This window comes from Phytohabitans houttuyneae (assembly GCF_011764425.1).
Classification (GTDB): domain Bacteria; phylum Actinomycetota; class Actinomycetes; order Mycobacteriales; family Micromonosporaceae; genus Phytohabitans; species Phytohabitans houttuyneae.
On sequence record NZ_BLPF01000001.1, the window covers coordinates 4935943 to 4957536 of the forward strand.

The 21594-nt window shown below is 71.5% G+C and carries 17 protein-coding genes and 3 pseudogenes; 11 read left to right on the forward strand and 9 right to left on the reverse strand.

All coding sequences use genetic code 11. The features are described 5' to 3' along the window. Positions 1 to 7: 7 nt before the first annotated feature. Both Phou_RS22840 and Phou_RS22845 read right to left on the reverse strand, forming a co-directional pair. On the reverse strand, positions 8 to 1687 hold the full coding sequence (locus tag Phou_RS22840; RefSeq protein WP_173057869.1) for a phospho-sugar mutase: 1680 nt from the start codon (positions 1685 to 1687) through the stop codon (positions 8 to 10). Between the two features lie 64 nt (positions 1688 to 1751). Next, positions 1752 to 3643, reverse strand: a pseudogene (locus Phou_RS22845) (protein kinase domain-containing protein). Positions 3644 to 3824: 181 nt separating this feature from the next. Here Phou_RS22845 and Phou_RS22850 point away from each other — a divergent pair. Then, a pseudogene (locus tag Phou_RS22850) lies at positions 3825 to 5392 on the forward strand (acyl-CoA mutase large subunit family protein). 419 nt (positions 5393 to 5811) lie between these two features. Next, positions 5812 to 7077 (forward strand): amidohydrolase, encoded by a 1266-nt coding sequence (locus tag Phou_RS22855; protein ID WP_173057870.1) that lies wholly within the window; start codon positions 5812 to 5814, stop codon positions 7075 to 7077. A gap of 54 nt (positions 7078 to 7131) precedes the next feature. On the opposite strand, the gene Phou_RS22860 is transcribed toward Phou_RS22855, so the two are convergent. Beyond that, entirely contained in the window at positions 7132 to 8091 is a 960-nt protein-coding gene (locus Phou_RS22860; protein WP_173057871.1) for a DUF4349 domain-containing protein, read from the reverse strand. A gap of 121 nt (positions 8092 to 8212) precedes the next feature. On the opposite strand from Phou_RS22860, the gene Phou_RS22865 reads away from it, so the two are divergent. Genes Phou_RS22865 through Phou_RS22875 form a run of 3 tightly spaced genes read left to right on the forward strand, consistent with a single transcriptional unit; the run spans position 8213 to position 10460 of the window. After that, positions 8213 to 8842 carry an MBL fold metallo-hydrolase gene (locus Phou_RS22865; RefSeq protein WP_173057872.1) on the forward strand — a complete coding sequence of 210 codons (630 nt, stop codon included), beginning with the start codon at positions 8213 to 8215 and terminating at the stop codon, positions 8840 to 8842. Continuing rightward, entirely contained in the window at positions 8842 to 9696 is an 855-nt protein-coding gene (locus tag Phou_RS22870) for a hypothetical protein (RefSeq protein ID WP_173057873.1), read from the forward strand. The genes Phou_RS22865 and Phou_RS22870 overlap by 1 nt, the downstream gene beginning before the upstream one ends. After that, positions 9693 to 10460 (forward strand): SCO6745 family protein, encoded by a 768-nt coding sequence (locus Phou_RS22875; protein WP_173057874.1) that lies wholly within the window; start codon positions 9693 to 9695, stop codon positions 10458 to 10460. The genes Phou_RS22870 and Phou_RS22875 overlap by 4 nt, the downstream gene beginning before the upstream one ends. Here the strand turns inward: Phou_RS22875 and Phou_RS22880 are convergent. Continuing rightward, positions 10457 to 10911, reverse strand: a pseudogene (locus Phou_RS22880) (gamma-glutamylcyclotransferase). The gene Phou_RS22875 and the pseudogene Phou_RS22880 sit on opposite strands and share 4 nt — an antisense overlap. A 71-nt stretch (positions 10912 to 10982) precedes the next feature. Between Phou_RS22880 and Phou_RS22885 the strand changes: the two are divergent. Beyond that, positions 10983 to 12386 (forward strand): NAD(P)H-quinone dehydrogenase, encoded by a 1404-nt coding sequence (locus Phou_RS22885; protein WP_173057875.1) that lies wholly within the window; start codon positions 10983 to 10985, stop codon positions 12384 to 12386. A 152-nt stretch (positions 12387 to 12538) separates the two neighbouring features. Here the strand turns inward: Phou_RS22885 and Phou_RS22890 are convergent, their stop codons facing one another. Further along, on the reverse strand, positions 12539 to 13144 hold the full coding sequence (locus tag Phou_RS22890) for a DedA family protein (RefSeq protein WP_173057876.1): 606 nt from the start codon (positions 13142 to 13144) through the stop codon (positions 12539 to 12541). Positions 13145 to 13421: 277 nt separating this feature from the next. Here Phou_RS22890 and Phou_RS22895 point away from each other — a divergent pair, with 277 nt between their 5' ends. The 4 genes from Phou_RS22895 to thrS all read left to right on the forward strand — a co-directional run bounded on the left by Phou_RS22895 (position 13422) and on the right by thrS (position 18138). Continuing rightward, positions 13422 to 15002 carry a circularly permuted type 2 ATP-grasp protein gene (locus Phou_RS22895; protein WP_173057877.1) on the forward strand — a complete coding sequence of 527 codons (1581 nt, stop codon included), beginning with the start codon at positions 13422 to 13424 and terminating at the stop codon, positions 15000 to 15002. Further along, complete coding sequence (locus Phou_RS22900; RefSeq protein WP_173057878.1) at positions 14996 to 15934, forward strand: alpha-E domain-containing protein; 939 nt, start codon at positions 14996 to 14998, stop codon at positions 15932 to 15934. The genes Phou_RS22895 and Phou_RS22900 overlap by 7 nt, the downstream gene beginning before the upstream one ends. Further along, positions 15931 to 16794: a transglutaminase family protein gene (locus Phou_RS22905; protein ID WP_246273687.1), complete on the forward strand. Its 864-nt coding sequence runs from the start codon at positions 15931 to 15933 to the stop codon at positions 16792 to 16794. Before Phou_RS22900 ends, Phou_RS22905 begins: the two co-directional genes overlap by 4 nt. 156 nt (positions 16795 to 16950) lie before the next feature. Next, positions 16951 to 18138, forward strand: a complete 1188-nt coding sequence (gene thrS, locus Phou_RS22910; protein WP_173057879.1) for a threonine--tRNA ligase — start codon at positions 16951 to 16953, stop codon at positions 18136 to 18138. 51 nt (positions 18139 to 18189) lie between these two features. On the opposite strand, the gene Phou_RS22915 is transcribed toward thrS, so the two are convergent. The 3 genes from Phou_RS22915 to Phou_RS22925 are packed head-to-tail and all read right to left on the reverse strand — an operon-like array spanning position 18190 to position 20434. Continuing rightward, positions 18190 to 18999 (reverse strand): ABC transporter permease, encoded by an 810-nt coding sequence (locus tag Phou_RS22915; RefSeq protein WP_173057880.1) that lies wholly within the window; start codon positions 18997 to 18999, stop codon positions 18190 to 18192. Next, entirely contained in the window at positions 18996 to 19955 is a 960-nt protein-coding gene (locus Phou_RS22920; RefSeq protein WP_173057881.1) for an ABC transporter ATP-binding protein, read from the reverse strand. The genes Phou_RS22915 and Phou_RS22920 overlap by 4 nt, the downstream gene beginning before the upstream one ends. Continuing rightward, entirely contained in the window at positions 19952 to 20434 is a 483-nt protein-coding gene (locus Phou_RS22925; RefSeq protein WP_173057882.1) for a MarR family winged helix-turn-helix transcriptional regulator, read from the reverse strand. The genes Phou_RS22920 and Phou_RS22925 overlap by 4 nt, the downstream gene beginning before the upstream one ends. A gap of 86 nt (positions 20435 to 20520) precedes the next feature. On the opposite strand from Phou_RS22925, the gene Phou_RS22930 reads away from it, so the two are divergent. Continuing rightward, positions 20521 to 21090, forward strand: a complete 570-nt coding sequence (locus Phou_RS22930; protein ID WP_173057883.1) for a TetR/AcrR family transcriptional regulator — start codon at positions 20521 to 20523, stop codon at positions 21088 to 21090. Here the strand turns inward: Phou_RS22930 and Phou_RS22935 are convergent. Beyond that, complete coding sequence (locus tag Phou_RS22935) at positions 21068 to 21571, reverse strand: MarR family winged helix-turn-helix transcriptional regulator (RefSeq protein ID WP_173057884.1); 504 nt, start codon at positions 21569 to 21571, stop codon at positions 21068 to 21070. The genes Phou_RS22930 and Phou_RS22935 overlap by 23 nt on opposite strands. Positions 21572 to 21594 lie beyond the last annotated feature (23 nt).

Sequence of the window (21594 nt, forward strand, 5' to 3'; positions counted from 1 at the left end):
CCGGGCGCTACCAGATACCGAGGGCGGCCGCCGTCTCCGTGCGCAGCGCGCGGACCGAGGCGGTGGCACGCTCGCGCGCGCCGGCCACGTCGTCGTCGACGACCTGCTCGACCACCTCGAGGTACGCCTTGAGCTTCGGCTCGGTGCCCGACGGGCGGACCACGACACGCGCGGACTCGGTACGCAGGATCACCACGTCCGCATCCGGCAGCAGGTCCTCCACCGACGTGATCGGGTCGTCGAGAAACGCGTCGGGCGTCTTCTGCCGCAGGTGGGACATGATGTCCTGGATCTCGTGCGGCGCGTCGACCCGCACCGAGAGCTGGTCGGTCACGTATACGCCGAACTCGGCGGCCAGGTCGTCCAGCCGGTCGGCGAGCGTGCGCAGCTCGGCCTTCAGCCCGGCCGCGAGCTCGGCCACGGTCAGCGCGGCGGTGATGCCGTCCTTGTCGCGCACATGGTCGGGCGCCACGCAGTAGCCGAGCGCCTCCTCGTACCCGAACACGAGCCCGTCGCCGGCCCGCACGATCCACTTGAAGCCGGTGAGCGTCTCCGCGTACGCCACCCCGCGCGCCGCGCACATCGCCTTGAGCAGGGAGGACGACACGATCGTCGTCGCGTACAGCCCGCGCTTGCCCTGCCGCATGAGGTGGTCGGCGATCAGCACGCCCACCTCGTCGCCGCGGAGCATCCGCCAACCCCGCGCGGGGTCGGGGATCGCCACCGCGCACCGGTCCGCGTCCGGGTCGTTGGCGATCGCGATGTCCGCGCCGTTGGCCGTGGCGAGCGCGATGACCCGGTCGATCGCGCCCGGCTCCTCCGGGTTCGGAAACGCGACGGTGGGAAACGCCGGATCGGGCTCGGCCTGCTCCGGCACCACGGCCGGCCGGTCGAACCCGGCGCGCGCGAACGCGGAAGCCAGCACCGCCGCGCCGACACCGTGCAGCGGCGTGTACGCCACCAAGAGGTCGCGCGAGGTGTCCGGGTCGAGCACCGACATGGCGCCGTCTACATAGGACGTCACGATATCCTCGCCGAGCACCTGGCCCGGCTCGCCGACCGGCACGTCCGCGATCCGCCCGACCGCCTGGATCGCCGCCTCGATCTCCCGGTCGACCGGGGGCACGATCTGCGCACCGTCGTCCAGGTACACCTTGTAGCCGTTGTCCTGCGGCGGGTTGTGGCTGGCCGTCACCATCACGCCGGCGGCGGCGCCGAGCTTGCGGATCGCGTACGCCAGGACGGGCGTCGGCAGCGGGCGGGGGAGCACCAGCGCGTCCCGGCCGGCACCCGTGGCCACCCGCGCGGTCTGCTCGGCGAACGCCTTCGAGCCGTACCGCGCGTCGTACCCGATGACGAGCGGACCCTGCGCCCCCCGGCCGGCGAGCCACGTGACCAGCCCGGCCGCCGCCCTGGTGACCACGGCGAGGTTCATGCCGTTGGGCCCGGCCCGCAGCGGACCCCGCAGCCCGGCGGTGCCGAACTCAAGCGTGCCCGCGAACCGGTCGGCCAGGTCGGCCGCGCTGGCCGGGAGCCGATCGAGCACCGCACGCAGCTCATCGCGGCTCGCCGGATCAGGGTCGTCTGCGAGCCAGGCGAGTGCGCGCTCGCTCAGGACCTCAACGTCTGGCTGGGAGCTGCGGCCGACGATGACGGCGTCGGCACCGAATTCCGCTGAGGTTTCCATGCCGCTTTGATAGCACGTGTCCCTTACGATCGCGCGACCGGTGGCCGAAGACCCACCGCCGGCCTCAGGCCGTGAGCTGGAACGTGCGCACCATCTCGTCGAAGATCTGCTTGCTGTCGGCGAACTTCGTCTCGGGCGTGGTCAGGTAGAACGAGTACGCCTTGCCGCCCTCGACGACCGCCCGCCACACCCCGTGACGCATGTCGCCGCCGGAGCCGCACGTGTACTCAAGCTCGGCGCCCGGCTTGCCGGCGACCTCCACCTCGGACAGCCCGATCTCCGAGTACGGGCGGGCGCAGTTTTTCGCCACGTTGTCGCGGAGGCGGTTACCGGCGCTCTGCAGGAAGCGCAGCGGCTCCGACTTGGAGTTTTCGATCAGGATGCGCACCCGGCGTCCCTTGTCGGCCGGGTCGGTGTAGTCGATGAAGAGCGTCCCGTTGGACTTCTTCCAACCCTTCGGCACGTTGACCGCGACGCCGCGCTCGGCGTGCGCCTGCGTCTCGAACGCGGGCGCGGCCGGAGCCGACGTCACGTTGCCCGCCTGTGCCGGCGTCTTGGGGTCGTCGCCACCGCCGCTGAGCAGCACGATGCTGCCGAGCAGCACCACGGCGGCGACACCGGCGGCCGCGGCGATCTGCACGTTGCGCGGCCACCCCTTGACCGTGGTCACCAGCTGCGAGCCGGCGCGGCGGGCGGTCTCGGCCAGCGCCGCGCCCTTGCCCGCGGGCCGGGCGCCGGGCGGGCCCCACCCGGCCTGCTCCCAGGCCGGCTGGGCGCCGGTGGGTGCGTCGTAGCGAGCCGCCGACTGGACGGCCGCGTGCGGCGGGATGGGCGCGGTCGGGGAGGCTCCGGTGGGCTCGTCGTACCGCGGGGCGCCGACCGGCGCGGGCGAGGACGGCGCCGCGCCACCCTTCTGCGGCTCGCGCAGGCGGTCGGACAGCGACTCGCCGGGTTGCAGCATCGCCCGGCCGCCGATCTGGCCACTGGGCTGCGGCGGTGCCGGCGTCGGCGGCTGCCAGGCGGTGCGCTGGGCCGGCACCACCGCGTAGGGATCGGTCATCATGTGCGCCGGCGCCTTGCTGGCCAGGGGGCCCGCGAGCAGCTCGCGGAGCATGTTGCGGGAGAGCGTGACGTCGTAGCGCCGCGACGGGTCCTTTTCGAGCAGGCCGAAGAGGACCTGGGTGAGCGCGCCGGCCCGGGTCGGCGGGGCGGGCGGGTCCTCGACGACCGCGTGCATGGTCTCGATCGGGTCACCCTTGTCGAAGGGTGGCCGCCCTTCGACCGCCGTGTAAAGCGTCACACCGAGCGAGAAGAGGTCGCTGGGCGGGCCGAAGTCCTGGCCCATGGCCCGCTCGGGCGAGATGAAGTGCGGGGAGCCGAGCACCATGCCGGGCGTGGTGAGCTGGACGTCGGTGGGCATCCGGGCGACGCCGAAGTCGGTGAGCACGCAGCGGCCGTCCGTGCAGATCAGCACATTGGCCGGCTTGACGTCCCGGTGCAGCACGCCGATCGCGTGCGCCACCTCCAGCGCGCCGAGCAGCGCGATGCCGATCTTGGCGACCGCGCGGGGAGCGACCGGCCCGTCCTCGATGATCATGTCGGCGAGGCTGCGGGCGTCCAGCAGCTCCATCACGATCCAGGGCCGCCCGGACTCGTGGACCACGTCGTAGACCTGCACGACGGCCGGGTGCTGGAGCGCCGCGGCGGCGCGCGCCTCGCGCAGCGTCCGCTCGTACATCGAGTCGCGGTCGCTGGGCGCCATCCCCGGGGAAGGATGACCTCCTTGACCGCCACGTCCCGCCGGAGCAGGGTGTCGGCCGCACGCCAGACCGTGCCCATGCCGCCGTGCCCCACGGCCGCACGCAGCGCGTATCGACCGCCGATGGTGGTGCCGGGTGCCGCGCGTCCGTTGGTGGGGCTGACTTGTCCGCCACTCCACGTCGGAATCTGAGTCACTGGTTATGCCACCGAGGGGGATCGAGGGGCCGGGAAACCAACCCCCTATCTTGCGGGGTAGCTCGCCCGGAGAAAAGCCGCGGGGCCCGGGTTCACTGGTTGTGGTTGGTTGACGGCCCAGCGTACAAGTTCTGTGGTATCCCTCACGCTATCGCGGCTGGTTTCGACCTACCATCCGGTGATGAGCGAGTCGGGCTTTCCCATCAAACCCATATACGACGAGAACGATCTTCCGGATCAGCTCGCGTCGCGTCTGGGTGCGCCGGGCGAGTACCCGTACACGCGGGGCGTGTATCGGACGATGTACACGTCGCGGCCATGGACCATGCGACAGTACGCCGGGTTCGGCACCGCTGCCGAGTCCAACGCGCGGTACCACCAGTTGCTCGCCGCGGGCACGACCGGCCTCTCGGTCGCGTTCGACCTGCCCACCCAGATGGGGTACGACTCGGACGACCCCGTGGCCCACGGCGAGGTGGGCAAGGTCGGTGTCGCGATCGACTCGCTCGACGACATGCGGCTGCTTTTCGACGGGATCCCGCTCGACAAGGTCTCCACGTCGATGACGATCAACGCGCCCGCCTCGATCCTGCTGCTGCTCTATCAGCTGGTGGCCGAGGAGCAGGGCGTGGCCGGGCCCGCGCTCAACGGCACGATCCAGAACGACATCCTGAAGGAGTACATCGCCCGGGGACGTACATCTTCCCGCCGAAGCCCTCCCTGCGTCTTGTCGCCGACACTTTCGGGTACTGCCGCAAGGAGGTGCCACGCTGGAACACGATTTCCATCTCCGGCTACCACATGGCCGAGGCGGGCGCGACGCCCGTGCAGGAGATCGCGTTCACGCTCGCCAACGGCGTGGAGTACGTGCGCGCCGCCCTCGCGGCCGGCCTCGGCATCGACGACTTCGCTCCGCGCCTGTCGTTTTTCTTCGTGGCGCGCACCACACTGCTGGAGGAGGTCGCGAAGTTTCGCGCCGCCCGCCGGATCTGGGCGCGGCTGATGCGCGAAGACTTCGGCGCGCAGGACCCGAAGTCGTGGATGCTCCGGTTCCACACCCAGACCGCGGGCGTGCAGCTGACCGCGCAGCAGCCCGAGGTCAACCTGGTACGGGTGGCCGTGCAGGGGCTGGCCGCGGTGTTCGGCGGCACGCAGTCGTTGCACACAAACAGTTTCGACGAGGCAATCGCACTGCCGACCGAAAAGGCGGCTCGCCTCGCGCTGCGTACGCAGCAGGTGCTCGCGTACGAGACCGATTTGACGTCCACTGTGGACCCATTTGCGGGGTCCTATGTGGTCGAAGCGATGACCGCCGAGGTCGAGGCGGGGGCCACGGAGCTGATGGAGCGCGTGTTCGCGCACGGCTCGTCGGTCGAGGCGATCGAAGCCGGCTTCCAGAAACGGGAGATCGAGACCGCGGCGTACAAGGTGGCGCAGGAAATCGACGCGGGCGAGCGGGTCGTGGTGGGGCTAAACCGGTTCACTCTGGACGAAGAGGAGCCGTACGAGCCGCTGCGTGTCGACCCGACCATCGAGAAAGCGCAGGCGGAAAGGCTTGCCGAGCTGCGTCGAAACCGGGACGCCGGCGCGGTCGAACGCGCTCTTGGCGAGCTGCGTGCCGCGGCCGAGGGCACTGCGAACGCGCTCTATCCGATGCGGGAAGCGTTGCGCGCGCGTGCCACCGTAGGGGAGGTCAGCGGGGCACTGCGCGAGGTCTGGGGTGTGTACCGCCCGTCCGATCGATTTTGATCTTTCTGGCGGGATCGCCGAACGATCCGCGAATGTGAACCGTACTCACGGGGTATCCGGTGGTTGACGGACGGGATGTGCGGGCGGCGGGCGACCGTCGTGCCACTGTTGACCGTCCGCCGATCGCGTTCGTCCGCGTGGATGGCGCACCCGTCCAGGCGGGCAAATTTGAGTAGATTTACTGGTTTGTGAAGTGGCCAACGTGACCGACGAGACCGTCACGCGTTGTAGGAGGTGTGGAACACTTGGGGGCGTTAGAAGGCGACTCAAACCGTGTTCCGCAGCTTGCCGAGCGCTCCTACCTGGGCTTTCGTAACGCTCCGCGAGCCCACCGCTACCAGAACGATGTTGCGCAGCGTCACCGTTCTGGGTCTAGGCTGTCCGAGTCCTATCCCATCCACAGTGATCGAGAATCCGACGTGACGAGTGCGTTGACGCTGTCCTCCAGTGGCAGCCCGCTGGCATCGTCCTGGCCCGAGACACCACCAGGGGCCGACCCGTTGCCAGGCCAGCTAGACCGATGGCTCGCCTCCCGAGGCGCCGAGCTGGTAGCCGTACGCCGTCACATTCACGCCCATCCAGAGCTTTCCAACCAGGAGTTCGAGACGGCCGCCCTGGTGGCCCGCGAGCTCGCTGTGGCCGGGCTCTCACCCCGCTTCCTGCCCAAGGGCAACGGCGTGATCTGCGACATCGGCGAGGGTGACCGCGTGCTCGCTCTCCGCGCCGATCTCGACGCGCTTCCGCTGATGGACACAAAGGACGTTCCGTACCGGTCCACTGTGGATAACGTGGCGCACGCGTGCGGTCACGACGTGCACACGACGATCCTCCTGGGCGTCGGTCTCGCGCTGGCCCAGCTCGCCGAGCGCGGGGAGCTGCCCGGCCGGGTGCGGCTGCTGTTCCAGCCGGCCGAGGAGCAGATCCCGTCCGGCGCGCCCGACGTGATCGCCGCTGGCGGCCTCAAAGACGTTTCCGGCATCTACGCCCTGCATTGCGCGCCCCAGCTCCCCACGGGGCTCGTGGGCGTGCGTTCCGGGCCGTTCACGGCGGCGGCCGACACGGTCGAGGTCCGGCTGAGCGGGCGCGGCGGCCACACGGCCCGGCCGCACCTGACCGCTGACCTGGTGCACGCGCTCGGCCGGGTGATCGTCGACGTGCCGTCGCTGCTCGACCGGCGGGTCGACCCGCGGGCCGGTGTCTCGATGGTCTGGGGCCGGGTGCACGCCGGCGAGGCGTACAACGCGATCCCCTCCGAGGGCAGCCTCAAGGGCACCGTGCGGGTGCTCAACCGCGACGCCTGGCGCGAGGCGCCCGAGCTGATCAAAAAGCTCGTGCAGGACGTGGTCGCCGGCACCGGTGCCGACGCGGAAGTGATCTACACGCGGGGCGTCCCGCCGGTGATCAACGACCGCATGGCCTCCGCGATCATCGCGGGTGCCGCCGGCGCCGCGCTCGGGCCGGACCGGGTGGTCGAGGCCGAGATCAGCATGGGTGGCGAAGACTTCGCCTTCTACGTGGAGCAGGTGCCGGGCGCGATGATCCGGCTCGGCACGGGCATCCCGGGCGCCGAGACGCCGCTGGACATCCACCAGTCCGGGTTCGACGTCGACGAGCGCTGCATCGGGTACGGGGTGCGCGTGATGGTGCACACCGCCCTCGCCGCGCTCTCCACCCCGATGATGTAGACATATCAGACATAAATGGCGCCCCGCCGACGCGGGGCGCCATTTCTTTGCTTCTCAGGGAGCCGGCGCGGCGGGCGGTCCCGCCGCGGGCGGAGCCGGTGGCACCGGGGCCAGGCGGGGGCGGCGCACGCGGCGGGCGAGCCACAGCGCGCCGGCGACCGGGATGCCCAGCGCGATGATCCACGGGAGCAGCGCGCCGAGCACCGTCAGCATGACGAGGAGCGCGGCGACCAGCGAGTTCCAGCCGCCCTTGAGCCCGGTCAGGAAGCCGATCTCGGTCTTCTTCTTCTCCGCGACCGGCGCCGCGGCCTGCGGGCCGAGCAGCGTCACGGTGATCGTGGACAGTGCGGTGAGGTCGTCCATGCGGCGCTTCTTGGCCTCCAGCGACGCCAGGTCCGCCTCCCGCTTGGCCAGCTCACCCTCGAGCATGACGAGCTCACTGAGCGTCTTGGCCTGTGCGAGCAGCCGCCGGCCGCTGTCCACCCGGGCGCGCTGGCTGCTGATCCGGGCGTCGAGGTCGAGCGCCTCCTCGGTGACGTCCTCGGTGCTGATGTCGCGCTGCAGCTGGTCGCCGAGCTTGGCGAGCTGGTCGACCACCGCGCCGAACTTGGGGGCCGGCACCCGCAGGACGATCGTCGCCTCCGCGTACGAGTCGCTGCTGGAGCGCTTGTCGCCGCCCACGAAGCCGCCCGAGCCGGTGGCGATCGAGGTGGCCTCCGCCGCGGCGGCGCCCACGTCCTTGACCCGCACGCTGATCGAGCCGGTGTAGATGATCGCCCGATCCTCCAGGCGGTACTTCACCGGCGCCCCGGCGTTGGGCGGGGCCGCGCCGGCGTCCTTGTCGGCTCCCGGGCCCACCGCCTCGCCCTGCGCGGGTGCCGGCGCCGCCGCCCCGCCCTCCTGCCCGTTGGACGACGTGGCCGTGTCGTCCCCGGCGTCACTGCCGCAGCCGGCCGCGACCAGCGCCACGACGCCGGCCGCGAGCGCGACCCTCCACCACCTGCTGTGCGACATCTATGTGCCCCCTGACGGATCGGTGTCTGCCACTGGTGTTTCCTGGGACGCGCCACGGCCGTCCATCGGTTCCGGCAGACTGCCTTCGGGGTAGTCACGGTTCGAGGTCGAGGAGGTCACGATGCGGTTTACCAAGTACGGCCACTCCTGCGTACGGATCGAGCGCGAAGGCGCGGTCCTGGTCATCGATCCGGGCGAGTTCAGTGGGCGGGAGCCGCTCGACGGTGCGGACGCCGTACTCGTGACCCACGAGCACCCCGACCACATCGACGTCGACGCGGTCGCGGAGGCGTGCGAGAAGAACCCGTCGCTGCGGGTGTACGCGCACGCCGGTACCGCGTCCACTCTGGACCGCCTGGGCGCCGCGGTGACCACTGTGGAGTCGGGGGACGCGTTCGAGGCGGCCGGCTTCGAGGTGAGCGCGTGGGGCGGGCTGCACGCGGTCAACCACCCGGACATCCCTCGGGTGGCCAACCTCGGCTACCTGGTCGAGGGCGAGATCTACCACCCCGGCGACTCGTTCGATCCGCCGTTCGGCGCCGAGGTGGGCACGCTGTTCGTCCCGATCTCCGCGCCGTGGCTGAAGCTGGCCGAGGCGATCGAGTTCACCCGGGCCGTGCACCCCCGCCGGGCCTACGGGCTGCACGACGGCATCCTCAACGACCGCGGCCTGAAGATCGTCAACACCCACCTCGGGCGCCTCTCCGGCACGGATTACGCCTGGCTGCAGCCCGGGACTACGATCAACTGATGCGCGGCGACGTCGGCGAGCGCCTCTACAGCGCGCCACCGGAGGGCTTCGTCGCCGCCCGGGACGAGGCGGTGGCGTCGGCCAAGGCGGCCGGTGACCTCGACGCTGCGCGCGAGATCGCCAAGCTGCGCAAGCCGACCGTGGCCGCCTGGCTGGTCAACCTGCTCGCGATCCAGCGCCCCGACCTGATGGGCGAGCTCGTCGAGCTGTCCCGCGCGCTGCGGGCGGCACAGCGCGACCTCAAGGGCGCGCAGCTGCGCGAGCTGTCCAAGCAGCGGCGGCAGGCGGTCGCCGGCCTTGTCGACGAGGCCCGCAAGCTCGCGCTCGCGGCCGACCCCTCGCTGACGCGGGCCAAGCTGCCGCTGGGCGAGGTGGAAAACACGCTCACCGCCGCGCTGTCCGATGAGGACGTCGCCGGGCAGGTGCGCTCGGGGCGGTTGGTGCGCGCCGCGGCGTACGCCGGGTTTGGCGAGGTGCCCCGGCCCCAGCTGCGCCTGGTCACGGCCGAGGACACGACGCCGGAGCGCCCCGCGCCCAAGGCCGAGGATCGGCGCGGCCCCCTCAAGAAGGAGCTCCAGGCCGCGCAGGCCGCCCTGAAGAAGGCGGAGGCCGACCTGGAGCGAGCGGTGAAGGCCGAGCGGCGCGGCGCCGACGACCTTGCCGACATCGAGGCCGAACTGGCCGAAGTGGAGCGCCGGAAGGCGGCGGCCGACGAGGAGCTCAGCCGGCGCAAGCTGGCCCGCAAGGCGGCCGAGCGAGCCGTGGCGGCGGCCCGGCGGCACACCGGCGACGTGGAGGGCGCATTGGAGGCTCTCGACCCGGACGGCATCGGGAAGGCACAATCTGGCGGGTGACCCCAGAACAGGCCGCGGCCGCCGCCAAGGCGGGTGTGCTGGAGCTTGGTGGGGCGTTCAGCGAAGATCCGCGCACCCTGCGGCGCGCTCGCATGATGGGCCTGTCCGGCTGGGCCTTCTACGTCGCGGGGCGCGGTGGCGCACTGGGTGACGTGCGCACCGACACCGTGGCCGCGGCGCTGGGCTTCATCGCGCCCGACGCGGTGGTCGACGGGTGGGAGGCGGCCCGCCGGGTCGTACCGCCCATGGAGGTGGCAGCCAAGCGCCTTGCCGAGTGCTGCAGGTGGGGCATCGAGCACCTGGAGAGCTTCCCGCGCGTGGGGCGGCTGGTGGAGCTTTCCCAGCGGATCGTGGTCTCGGCCGACCCAGCCGGCATGCCGCTCTTCGCCGCCTGGCGCGCGATGCCCGTGCCCGAAGACGCGCCGGGCGCGCGTGCGGCCGTCCTGCTCCACCTGCTCCGGGAGTACCGGGGTGGCGGTCACCTGCTCGCGGTGCGCGCCAGCGGGCTCACTCCACTTGAGGCGATCATCGCGGGACCGGATGGCGAGGCGGGCGCGGTGGCGTTCGGCTGGCAGCCGCCGTACCCGCCGATCGGCCCGCTCGTGCGCCGTCGCATGTGGGCGGAGGCGGTCACCGACCGGATCACGGCGGACGCGTTTTCCGTGCTGGAGTCGGCCGAGCGCGTCGAGCTGGTGGGGCTGCTGGACAGCGCGCTCCACCTCGTCCGCACCGAGCCGGCGGCCTCCGCCAACGGCACGCCCTAGGGCGAGGCGGTGTTCGTGGGCCGGCTGCGCAGCTGGGCCACGTAGTCGTCGGGTGCGCCCGCCTTCTCCGCCGCGTTGGCGATCTCGGACAGGTACCAGGCGGTGGGCAGGCCACCCTCGTACCCGTCGAAGACGTACACCCAGGCGGTCATCTCGCCGTCCAGGGTGACCACGCGGACCGTCAGCTTGCGATACGTGCCCGCCACGACGCCCTCGACCTCGTCGAGCTGGGAGGCGTCCCAGGGGTGCACGTCGTAGAGCGCGACGAAGACCCGATCGCCTGGAGACTCGACGATCGTGGTGACGGCGCCCTCCCAACCCAGCACCCCTCGCCGGCGAAGGTGAGGCGCCAGCCTTCCAGCCAGCCGGTGCCCACCATGGGCGAATGCGGACAGTAAGCACGCATCCGTGCGGGATCGAGGTTTGAGCCGTACGCGGCGTAATGACGCACGGCGATGACGATAGCCCGGCGGACCGGTGGGGGAGAATACGACGGAGCGTGTCGGATCCTTCTGGGGGAAAATGAGTCGCATCGTGATCATCGGAGGTGGCCCGGCGGGGTACGAGGCAGCTCTCGTCGCCGCCCAGCTCGACGCCGATGTCACCGTCGTGGAGGCAGACGGGGCCGGCGGAGCCTGTGTGCTCTCCGACTGTGTGCCATCGAAGACCTTTATTGCCAGCTCAGACGTGGTGACGGGCTACCGCGACACGGAGGAGTTCGGCGTCCACTCGGACGGCCTGGAGGCGGTGACGGTCGACGCCTCGGCGGTGCACTCGCGGGTCAAGCGGCTCGCGCTGGCACAGTCCGGTGACATCCACGCCAAGCTGATCAAGGCGGGCGTGACCTTCGTGCACGGTCGGGCGCGTCTCGGTGACGACACGCTCGGTCACACCCACCAGGTGAGGATCACGCCTGAGGGCGGTAACTCCGAGTATTCGGTCGACGCTTCTACGGTGCTGATCGCGGCCGGCGCCACGCCGCGCGTGCTGCCCGACGCGGTGCCGGACGGCGAGCGGATCCTGACCTGGCGGCAGGTGTACGACCTTCCGGAGCTGCCCGACCACCTCATCGTGATCGGCTCCGGCGTGACCGGCGCCGAGTTCGCCAGCGCGTACCTGGCGATGGGTGTCAAGGTCACGCTCGTCTCGAGCCGCGACCGGGTCATGCCGCACGAGGACGCGGACGCGGCCGCCGTGATCGAGGAGGTCTTCCGCTCCCGCGGCATGACCGTGCTCGGCAACTCCCGGGCCGACGCCGTCCGCCGCGACGGTGACGGCGTGCGGGTCGAGCTCGCCGACGGGCGGGTGGTCTCCGGCTCGCACGCGCTGATGGCGGTCGGCTCGGTGCCCAACACGGCTGACCTGGGCCTGGAGCCGTACGGCGTGGCCGTGGCCAAGGGTGGCTACCTCACGGTCGACCGCGTCTCCCGCACCAACGTGCCCGGCATCTACGCGGCCGGCGACTGCACCGGCGTGCTGCCCCTCGCGAGCGTCGCCGCCATGCAGGGCCGCATCGCGATGTGGCACGCGCTGGGCGAGGCGGTCCAGCCGCTGCGCCTGCGCACCGTCTCGGCCAATGTCTTCACCGACCCCGAGCTGGCCTCGGTGGGCGTCTCGCAGGGCGAGGTCGACTCGGGCAAGGTGCCGGCCCGTTCGGTGATGCTGCCGCTGTCCGGCAACGCGAGGGCCAAGATGCAGGACCTGCGCGACGGCTTCGTCAAGCTCTTCTGCCGCCCCGCGACCGGCACGGTGGTCGGCGGCGTGGTGGTCGCCCCGAAGGCGAGCGAGCTGATCCTGCCGATCACGATGGCGGTGGAAAACCACCTCACGGTGGACCAACTGGCGCACACCATCACGATCTATCCGTCGCTGTCCGGCTCGATCGCCGAGGCCGGGCGGCAGCTCATGCTCCACGAGATCGACTGACCACGATCAAAGCCGGATTTCCCGGGTCCGCGTCAGCTGCGGACCGCCGCTCCCGCCGGAGACCGCGCAGGCCGGCGGCTCGCGAGCGCTCGCCGAGACCCCCGGCCTCCGCTGCCAGGTCCGCGCGGGATCAGGTGCGAGCTCCGCCGGGATCAGGCGGCGTCGGCGGGCTCGGGTCTGGGACGGCTCAGCGCGAGGATCCAGCCGGCGCCGGCGAAGACGCCGGCGGCCACGGCGGCGACCGCGACGAGGCGCCAAGCCGACTGGGTGATCGCGGTGCCGCCGAGGTGGCCGACCACCCCGCCATACGTCGCCCAGAGCAACGCCGCCGCCGCCTCGTAGGTGAGGAACAGGCGGGCCGGGTAGCGCACGCGGCCGGCCTGGAAGCACGCGGCCATCCGGCCACCGGGGACGAACCGGCACAACAGGATCACCATCGGACCCGGGCGGCGCAGCCCTCGGGTGAAACGGATCGCGGCCTTGCGGGCTCGGCTGTGGACCGGCACCTCGGGCTTCGCGCCGGGCTGGCGGGCCGAGCGGCCCAGCAGGTAGCAGACAAGGTCGCCGCCGAACACGCCGAGCGCGCCGACCGCGATCGTGACCGGGAGGCTGAGGTCGCCGTAGACGGTGAGTGCGCCACCCGTGATCATCAGGGCCTGGGTGGGGATGACCGGGACAAATGCGTCCATGGCCAGCAGGGCCATCAGCACCAGGTACGCGGTCAGGGGCGAGGCCACGCTCGTGAGCAGATCAGCCACGGCCACCCTCCCCTGCGCTCCCCCGCGCCAGGATAGTTTCCGGCAAGCTCGCTCCGGGCGCTATTTGCTCTCAGCGAGATCTCAGCTCGGCTTACCGGATACTCGCGTCCGTTCGGCGTACCGTTGCTGGTGAGCGCCGAGCTTCCGCCGGGTCCCCCGTTCCTGGCGTGCCGCGCTCATCGGTCCGGCGGCAGGTCCCGTGCCGCCGGACCGGCCCAGAGTGACGCTCGTAAGATCGTGTTACCCGGGCGCAACGAGATCGGCGTAGCGTCGGGCCATGGCGGACTTGTTCGAGGATTACCGCCTCGGCCCGGGGTGGGACGAGATGTTCGGCGAGCCGAGCATGCCCCGCTCGACGTACGAGGCGTTGCATGCCACCCTCCAGCCGCTGTCCAGCGCCGAGCTGGGCATCCGTGCCGAGGTGCTGGCCCGGGCCTTCCTCGACCAGGGCATCACGTTCGCCCTCAAGGGAGTCGAGCGGCCCTTTCCACTCGACATCGTGCCGCGCATCATCGCCGCCCAGGAGTGGCGCACGGTCGAGATAGGTGTGGCGCAGCGGATCCGGGCGCTGGAGGCGTTCCTCGACGATGTGTACGGAGCGGGACAGGTGCTCGCCGACGGCGTGGTGCCCCGGCGGATCGTGGTCACCAGCGCGCACTTCCACCGCGAGGCGGCCGGGATCACCCCGCACAACGGCGTGCGCATTCACGTCGCCGGCGTCGACCTGATCCGCGATGAGCAGGGCACGTTCCGCGTGCTGGAAGACAACGTGCGGGTGCCGTCCGGGGTCAGCTACGTGATGGAAAACCGGCGGGCGATGGCGCACGTGCTGCCCGAGGTCTTCGCGGCGACCCGCATCCGGCCCGTCGAGTCGTACCCCGCGCAGCTCCTGCGGGCCCTGCGCGCCGCGGCGCCGGTCGGTGTCAACGAGCCGACCGTCGTGGTCCTCACCCCCGGCGTGCACAACTCGGCGTACTTCGAGCACGCGCTCCTCGCCCGCGAGATGGGCGTCGAGCTTGTCGAGGGGCGCGACCTCGTCTGCGTCGGCAACGAGGTGGCCATGCGCACCACGGCCGGCGAGCAGCGGGTCGACGTCATCTACCGGCGGATCGACGACGAGTTCCTCGACCCTGTGCACTTCCGGGCCGACTCGGTGATCGGGTGTGCGGGCCTGCTCAACGCCGCCCGCGCCGGCCGGGTCACCATCGCCAACGCGGTGGGCAACGGGGTGGCCGACGACAAGCTGCTGTACACGTACGTGCCCGACCTGATCCGCTACTACCTCAACGAGGAGCCGGTCCTGCCCAACGTCGAGACCTACCGGCTGGAGGACGACCCCGACGTCCTGGCGCACGTGCTCGACCGCCTCGACGAGCTCGTGCTCAAGCCGGTCGACGGTTCCGGCGGCGCGGGCATCGTGATCGGCTCGCAGGCCACCGACGAGCAGCTGGCGGCGGTGCGTTCGCTCATCGAGGTGGACCCGCGCGGCTGGATCGCCCAGCGCGAGGTGGCCCTGTCGATGGTGCCGACGCTGGTCGGCAACAGGCTGCGGGCCCGCCATGTCGACCTGCGCCCGTTCGCGGTCAACGACGGGGAAAACGTCTGGGTGCTCCCCGGCGGGCTGACCCGGGTGGCGCTGCCCGAGGGCGCCCTCGTGGTCAACTCCAGCCAGGGCGGCGGCTCCAAGGACACGTGGGTGCTCACCGACGTGTCCGGTCCGGCCGAGGAGGCGCCCGTCGAGGAGGCGCCGGTGGTGGTCGTGCCGAGCCCGCGCAGCCCCGACCCGGGGCCGTCGGCCGGGCCCGTCGCCGTTCAGCAGCAGCAACAGCAGCAATCCGCCCGGGAGGCTCAGTGCTGAGTCGCATCGCCGAGTCCCTGTACTGGATCGGCCGCTACGTCGAGCGCGCCGAAGACACCGCCCGCATCCTCGACGTGCACCTGCACCGGATGCTCGCCGATCCGTGGGTCGACGAGCAGACCGCGTGCCGTTCGCTGCTCGGTGTGATGGGCGTTTCCTCCGTCGACGGGCCGATGTCCGTGGCTCGCGTGGTCGGACTGCTCGGGCTCGACGAGCACAATCCAAGCTCGGTCGTCGGCGCGCTCGCCGCGGCCCGGGAAAACGCCCGCGGCGCGCGCGAGACCGTCTCGTCGGAGATGTGGGAGACGCTGAACGCGACCTGGCACGGCCTGCCCGACGCCCGCCGGCGGGTGGAGCAGCAGGGCGTGCACGCGTTCTTCCGCTGGGTCCGCGAGCGGTGCTCCGTGCTCGCCGGCCTCACCGACGCGACGATGAGCCGCGACGAGGGGTGGCTCTTCCTCGTGCTGGGACGCAGCGTGGAGCGGGTCGACATGACCGCGCGGCTGCTCTCCACGCACGTGCGCGCCGGCGGCAGCATCCCGTCGTGGCTGACGCTGCTCCGCTCGTGCGGCGCGTGGGAGACCTACCTGCGCACGTACCGGGGCTCGCTCGACGACCGCCACGCCGCCGAGTTCCTGCTGCTGGACCGCCTCTTCCCACGCTCGGTCTTCGCCGCGCTGTCCTCGGCCGAGTCGTGCCTGGCCGAGCTGGAGCCGGACCCCAGCCGGGCCGGCGTCGCGACCGACGCGCAGCGGATCGTCGGCCGGTCCCGCACCAACCTGGAGTTTCGCGGCGCCGACGAGCTGATGGCCGACCTCGGCTCGGTGCTCGCCGGCCTGGAGCGCACCTGCTCGCAGGTCAACGACGCGGTGTCGCGCCGCTACTTCCGCCAGACGTCGGCGGTGCTGTGGGTCTCGGAGGCGGTGGCGTGAGCGCGTCGAGCTGGCGGCTGCGAGTGCAGCACAAGACCGGTTTCACGTACGCGGGGCCGGTGGCCGCGTCCTACAACGAGGCCCGCATGTCCCCGCGCAACGAGGCCCGCCAGGCGGTGCTCGACGCGCGGGTGGAGGTGTGGCCGCCGGCGCGCACCTACCGCTACGAGGACTACTGGGGCACGGTCGTCACCGCGTTCGACGTGCACGCCGCGCACGAGACGCTGCAGGTCACCGCGACCGCGACCGTCGAGACGCTGCCGGCGGGCGACCTGATCGCGGGCGACGGCGGTGCCACGTGGGGCGAGCTGGCCGTGCCGGAGACCGTCGACCGCTGGCACGAGCTGCTGCTGCCGACCCCGCGCACCGCGCTCGACGAGGAGCTGACCGAGGTGGCCAAGCGGGTGCGCGGCGAGCACCCGACCCCGCACGCCGCCGCGCTGGCCACCTGCACGCTGGTCCGCGAGGAGGTCGAGTACGTGCCGGGTGCCACCGGCGTGCAGACCGACGCGGTGCAGGCGTGGCGCCAGCGCAAGGGCGTCTGCCAGGACATCAGCCACCTGGTGGTCGGGCTGCTGCGGGCGATGGGCACGCCCGCGCGGTACGTCTCGGGCTACCTGCACCCTTCGCCGGCGGCCGCGATCGGCGAGGCTGTCGTCGGGCAGAGCCACGCCTGGGTGGAGTGGTGGGTCGGTCGTTGGACGGCCTTCGACCCCACCAACGGCATACCGGTCGGCGAGCGGCACGTCGTCGTCGGGCGCGGCCGGGAGTACGGCGACGTGCCGCCCCTGAAAGGCGTCTACTCCGGACCGGAAAACAGCGGGCAGGGCGTGGAAGTCACTGTGACCCGGCTGCGCTGAGGGCTATCCTGGTCGGCATGCGAAGCGCAGTAGTCACGACGACGCCGGGATGTCCCGGCGTGACCTCGTGATGCGCTAGTCCTGACTGAGGCCCGGGCGACTCCGCCCCGGGGCCTTTTCGCTCTTCGGGGGCGGCTGCCCACGAAGGAGACGACGATGATCGACCACCGCAAGCTCGGCCGCGAGCTCGAGCTCTTTCACTCCGACCCGCTCGCCGGCGCGGGCCTGCCGATCTGGCTGCCCGCCGGCGCCGCCGCCCGGCACGCCGTCGAGGAGTACATCCGGGAGGAGGAGCGGCGCGCGGGATACCAGCACGTGTACTCGCCGCCGGTCGCCAAACGCCAGCTGTACGAGCTTTCCGGGCACCTGCCGCACTTCGCCGAGGACATGTTTCCGCTCATGCGCCTGTCGCCGGACGACGAGTTCGTGCTGCGGCCGGCACTCTGCCCGCACCACGCGCTCGTGTACCGGTCGCGTGGCCGCTCGTACCGCGACCTTCCACTGCGGATCGCCGAGCTCGGCGGCATGTACCGCGCCGAGCGCTCCGGCGTGCTCGGCGGGTTGAGCCGGGTGCGCTCGATCTGGCTCAACGACGGGCACAACTTCTGCCCCGTCGACCGGGCCGGCGAGGAGGTGGCCGCGGTGCTGGAGATGATCCAGCGGGCGCACGCGGCGCTCGGCGTGCGGCCGGCCGGTTTCCGCCTCTCGCTGCACGGCGCCGGCGACAAGTACGTCGACAACCCGCCGATGTGGGAGCGCACCGAGGACGTGCTCCGCGGCGTGCTCAAGGACCTCGGCGTGTCCTATGTGGAGGCGCCGGACGAGGCGGCCTTCTACGGCCCGAAGATCGACGTGCAGGTGCTCGACGCGGCCGGACGCGAGATGACCCTCTCGACCGTGCAGCTCGACTTTCACCAGGCCGCCCGCTTCGAGCTGTCCTATGTGGACCGCGATGGCGCGCGGCGCCGCCCGGTAATCGTGCACCGCAGCGTCGTGGGGAGCATGGAGCGCCTGTTCGCGTACCTCATCGAGGTGCACGAGGGCGCCTTCCCCGCCTGGTACGCCCCGGTGCAGCTGGAGATCCTGCCGGTCGGCGACGCCGCGGTGGAGCGCTTTGCGCGGTCCGCCATCACCGCCGGCCTGCGCGCCGAGGTGGCCGGCGAGGGCACCCTCGGCGCCCGGATCAGAGACGCGGCGCGGCGCAAGGTGCCGTACGTCGCGGTCATCGGAGCCCGAGAGGCCGCCGCCGGCGCGGTCTCGCTCCGCCTGCGCGACGGCCGCGAGCACGGCCCGCTCCCCGAGGGGGAGGCACTGGACCTGATCGCGGCCGCCGCCCGTCCGTAAGCGCGTGCGGGCGCCCCCCGTGGGCGCCCGCCAGCACAACACGTCAGGGCCTTAGTTGATCGCGCGGCGCATGAAGCCCCTTATGCCGACCGCGGTGAAGATGACGCCCGAACCGATCAGGACCAGCACGCAGACCCACGGCGGCATGTGCGGCACCTCGGGGACCACGGCGGCGCGGACCGCCTCGGACAGGTACGTCAGCGGGTTCAATGCGGTCACCACCTGAAACCATCGCATCGAGTCGAGGGACTGCCACGGGTACTGCGTGGCGCCGGTGAACATGAGCGGCGTGAGGATCACCGCGAAGATGACGCTGATCTTCGAGGGCGGGACCATCGTGCCGAGGGTGAGCCCGATGCCGGCGCCGACCCAGCTGCCCAGGACGAGGCTGGCGATCAGCAGCGGTACGCCGTCGGAGTGCCACGGCGCCGAGCCGAGCACCAGCGCGCCGATCGGAAACATCACCACCGCCGAGGCGAGCGCCCGGATGATGGCGAGGAGCAGCTTCTCGAGCGCCACCAGGTACGTGGGCAGCGGTGCGAGCAGCCGGTCCTCGATCTCCCGCGTGAAGCTGAACTCCATGATGAGCGGGAACGAGACGGTCTGCAGCGCGGTGAGAAACGCGGTCAGTGCCACGATCCCGGGCAGCAGCAGGTGGGCGTAGTCGTCCGTCACGTATCCACCGGCGTTGAGCACCTTGGCGAAGACGAACAGCATGAACAGCGGCTGGAGCGCCACCTGGGCGAGGAACACCCAGAACTCCTTGCCGGTCACGAAGACGTCGCGCCACAGGATCGCCCGGAACGCCTTCGCGGCCGACGGGCGGGCCTCGGTCGGCGTGGGAGTGTCCAGGACGGTCATCGCAGGCCCCTTCCGGTCAGCTCGATGAAGACGTCCTCCAGGCTCGCCGCTCCCATGTGGACGTTGGTGAGGATCGCCGACCGTCCATTCAGGACAGCGATGACCGGTGCGAGGACGGTGGCGGGGTCGCTGGTCAGGTAGAGCCGGATCGTGCCGCCGGCCACCGCCTCGCCGCGCTCGACGCCCGCCACGTCGGTGAGGGCGGCGATCAGCTTGTCGGGGTCGTCGCCCTCGCCCGGCGTCACGGACAGGTCGAGCACAAGGTGGCCGGCGAGGCCTCGGGTCAGCCCTTCGGGCGTGTCGAGGGCCAGCAGCTTGCCGTGGTCGACGATGCCCACCCGGTCGGCCATCTCCGCGGCCTCGTCCATGTCGTGCGTGGTCAGCACCACCGTCACGCCGCGGGACCGCAGGTCACGGACCCGCTCCCACATGAACAGCCGGGACTGCGGGTCGAGGCCGGTCGTCGGCTCGTCCAGGAAGAGCACCTTCGGCTCGTGCATCATCGCCCGCGCGATCATGAGGCGCTGGGCCATGCCGCCCGAGTACCAGTCGACCTTGACGTCTGCCTGGTCGGCCAGGCCGAACTCGTCGAGCATGGCCGCCGCCTTCGCGTTGCGGTCGGTGCGGGACAGGCCGTGGTACGCCGCGTGGAAGGCGAGATTCTGCCGCGGCGTGAGCGAGCGGTCCAGGTTTGTCTGCTGGGGTACCACCGCGAAGAGCTTGCGCGCCGCGACGGGGTCCCGGATCACGTCGACACCCGCGACACGGGCCTCGCCTGCGGTGGCCTTGACCCGCGTGGTGAGCACGCCGATCGTGGTGGACTTGCCAGCTCCGTTCGGCCCGAGCAGGCCGAAGATCTCGCCCGGCTCGACGGTGAACGACAGCCCGTCGACCGCGTTCACATCGCGTTTCGGGTATCGCTTGACGAGGTCGCGGACCTCAACCGCGGGCGTCATGAGCTCTCCTCCCCGTGCAGGATGGGCACTTCGGCAGCCTCCGTGTCGGTCATGTTGGCGATGATTTCGAGCAGGAACTCGCGGATCACCTGCGCTTTCGCCGGGTCGGCGTCGACCGAGGTGAGAGGCCGAGGGTTGCGGATCAGGCTGATCAGGGACTGGGCGGCGACCGCCCCGTCGAGGGTGAGGGCGAGCCGTACCGCCCGGCGGTCGGCCCCGTCGCGGCGCCGCTCCACGAGCCCACCCTTTTCGAGCGTGTCGACGATGCCGGTGAGCGTGGGCGGCTTGACGAAGCAGAGCAGCGCCAGCTCGCCGTGCGTGAGCTCACCCCGGCCGTGCAGCGCGAGCAGCACCGACATGCCCGAGTTGGTGAGGCCGAAGCGGTCGGCCAGCAGCTTGTTCCACCGGGCGGTGGCGCGCTGGCCGGCGACCACGAGCAGGCGCCCGAGGGGGATGTCGTGCAGGTTCACGAGTTCCACGGGCAACATGTTAGCCACCTGACTGTTAGGTGCCAAACTATTTAGGCGGAGGCAGCAACTTGTCGCTGGCAAGTTAAAGTGTGCGGATGACCGAGAAGCGCTCGTACCACCACGGTGACCTGCGGCGCGCCCTGCTCGTGGCGGCGGCCGAGGCGATCGCCGAGTCCGGCCCGGCCGCGCTCAGCCTGCGCGACCTGGCCCGGCGGGCGGGCGTGTCACACGCGGCGCCGGCGCACCACTTCGGCGACAAGGCCGGGCTGCTCACCGCGCTCGCCGTCGAGGGCTTCCACCGGCTGGCGGACGCGCTCGACGCGAGCCGGGCGGAGACCGGCAGCCTGCTGGAGTCCGGGGTGACCTACGTGCGCTTCGCGACGGAAAACCGGGCGCACTTCGAGGTGATGTTTCAGCCCAGCCTCTTCGACCAGGAGGACGGCGAGGTCATCGCCGCCCGCGAGCGCGCGGGCGCCGCGCTGAGTGCTGGGGTGTCCACTCTGGACGAACCGCCGCCGGCCGAGGGCGCGCGGGAGACCGAGCTGGCCGCCTGGTCGATCGTGCACGGCTTTGCCACGCTGTGGCTCGCGGGCGCGTTTCCCGACCCGCTCGGCGACAACGCCGGCGACGCCGCGCGTCCGATCATTCGCCGTCTTTTCGACTGACCCGGGTGGCGTGCGTCCGCCCCTCCCGCCGTAGCCGCTCGGTCTCCGAGCGGGTGAACTCGACGCTGCCGTCGAGAAAGTCCACCAGAAACCGCACCTGGTCGTCGCTGAAGCCGGCGACCGCCTGCTCCAGGTGGATGGCCATGCCGGCGAACTGGGCGCCGACCTGCGTCGTGGCCTCGGGCGTGAGGTCGACCAGCACCCGCCGCCGATCGGCCGGATCGGCCACCCGCTGCGCGAACCCCCGCTCGACCAGCCGGTCGATGACCCGGGTGACGGCTCCGGTGGTCAGGCCGAGCCGGCTCGCCAGCTCGCCGGCGGACATGGGGCCGGCGTCGATGAGCGCCCCCGCGCAGTGCAGGTCGGTGATGTGAATGCCCATCTGGTCAGCGACCGCGTCATAGAAGCGCACCGTTTCCTGCACGTGGCGGGGCATCACACGGAACAGCTCCGTGATCGCCCGTTCGCGCTCGGTTGACACGGGTCTCCAAACTCCCTTAGCGT